Genomic DNA, 1,120 nt, shown 5'->3' with positions numbered 1-1,120 from the left:
CGCTCCAATTCAAAATTATCAATTCAAAATTAAAAAATACCCTATCAATGAATTCGGTGGCTTGTATCCTTAGGTGCGCTTTCCGTTGGCGAATTAAATTCGCCACGGCTCGCACCTGTGGAAACAATTCAAAATTAGAAGGCGATTCATTTTGAATTTTGAATTTGGCATTTTGAATTCAAAAATGGTCAACCACTATTCCTGTTCATGGTAATGCTGAGATTGGAGGTTGGTTATTTCGAGAAATACTCAAGCAGTTAGGAATTAGTGATCAGGAATTTGATCAACTCAAATAAGTGCGATCGCCCGTAGATTTTATTGACAAAAAAAATCTGTAAATTTCTGTTATCTTTATGGTGTATACAACTATGACTATCTCAAAATGAAAGCAATTACGAGCAATCAAGCCAAACACCAATTAGATGAACTTATTGATCGGGTCATTCTTAGGGTGCTTTGTCCAAAGTCCAACATACCAATATTTGGGGGGAACTCGATCGCCTCTGAATTTCCCCAATCATTGAACGTTAGGGTCCCTGACCTCGATTAACTCATAAATTTCTGGAGGATGGGGCTGGCGCACCACGCAGCATCCCTTCTGTACTCAAATCCTCGTCTATGTCGCTCCAGTGGATGCCATAACCACCACCGCAAACTTCCCAATTTGAACGTTGATCGGGTGTGGCGTTAAGTAGCCTTGGGTACCAAACTAGAGGTACGGTAATTTTCCGGCCATCCATTAAATCAACACTAATGGTTTCTTCAGTAAAGTAGACATTCTTAACTCTCTCATCCGCTCGAATTGCCAAAATACCCATACCAAGCCTCTAATAGATTTTTCTGATTTTCCTGGACTATCCCTTGCAATTTCCGAAGTTCCTTAGCACTGAAACCAACATTGCTAGCTAGACTGACTGGTTCCAGCTAGAATTTAGCAGATGAAGCATCACGGTCAATATGGATGTGCGGCGGTTCATTCGGCTCATGACTATAAAAGTAGAAACGATTTGGACCGATCCGTAAAATTGTTGGCATAATGGAATAATTCTAACACTATGCTGGTTACCATGTCTTGAACTTTGGCTTGCAGCACGATCAAGTCGTCTGGTAGTGCGATCGC

Annotated in this window: 1 protein-coding gene and 2 pseudogenes; 1 reads left to right on the top strand and 2 read right to left on the bottom strand. The window is 41.2% G+C overall.

Going from position 1 to position 1,120, the window contains the following annotated elements; all coding sequences use genetic code 11:
* Window positions 1–188: 188 nt before the first annotated feature.
* Window positions 189–296, top strand: a pseudogene (locus F6K37_RS46035) (type II toxin-antitoxin system HicA family toxin); the annotation flags it as partial.
* Between the two features lie 255 nt (window positions 297–551).
* Here F6K37_RS46035 and F6K37_RS43780 read toward each other — a convergent pair.
* A complete protein-coding gene (locus tag F6K37_RS43780; protein WP_008189761.1) occupies window positions 552–818 on the bottom strand; it encodes a DUF2442 domain-containing protein in 267 nt (88 codons plus the stop codon).
* Window positions 790–1,035, bottom strand: a pseudogene (locus F6K37_RS43775) (DUF4160 domain-containing protein). The gene F6K37_RS43780 and the pseudogene F6K37_RS43775 overlap by 29 nt, the downstream one beginning before the upstream one ends.
* Between the last annotated feature and the right edge of the window lie 85 nt (window positions 1,036–1,120).

This window comes from Moorena sp. SIO4E2 (assembly GCF_010671945.1).
GTDB classification, from domain to species: domain Bacteria; phylum Cyanobacteriota; class Cyanobacteriia; order Cyanobacteriales; family Coleofasciculaceae; genus Moorena; species Moorena producens.
The sequence above is the reverse complement of the archived record's forward strand: the minus strand, read 5'-3'. Positions and strand labels throughout refer to the sequence as shown.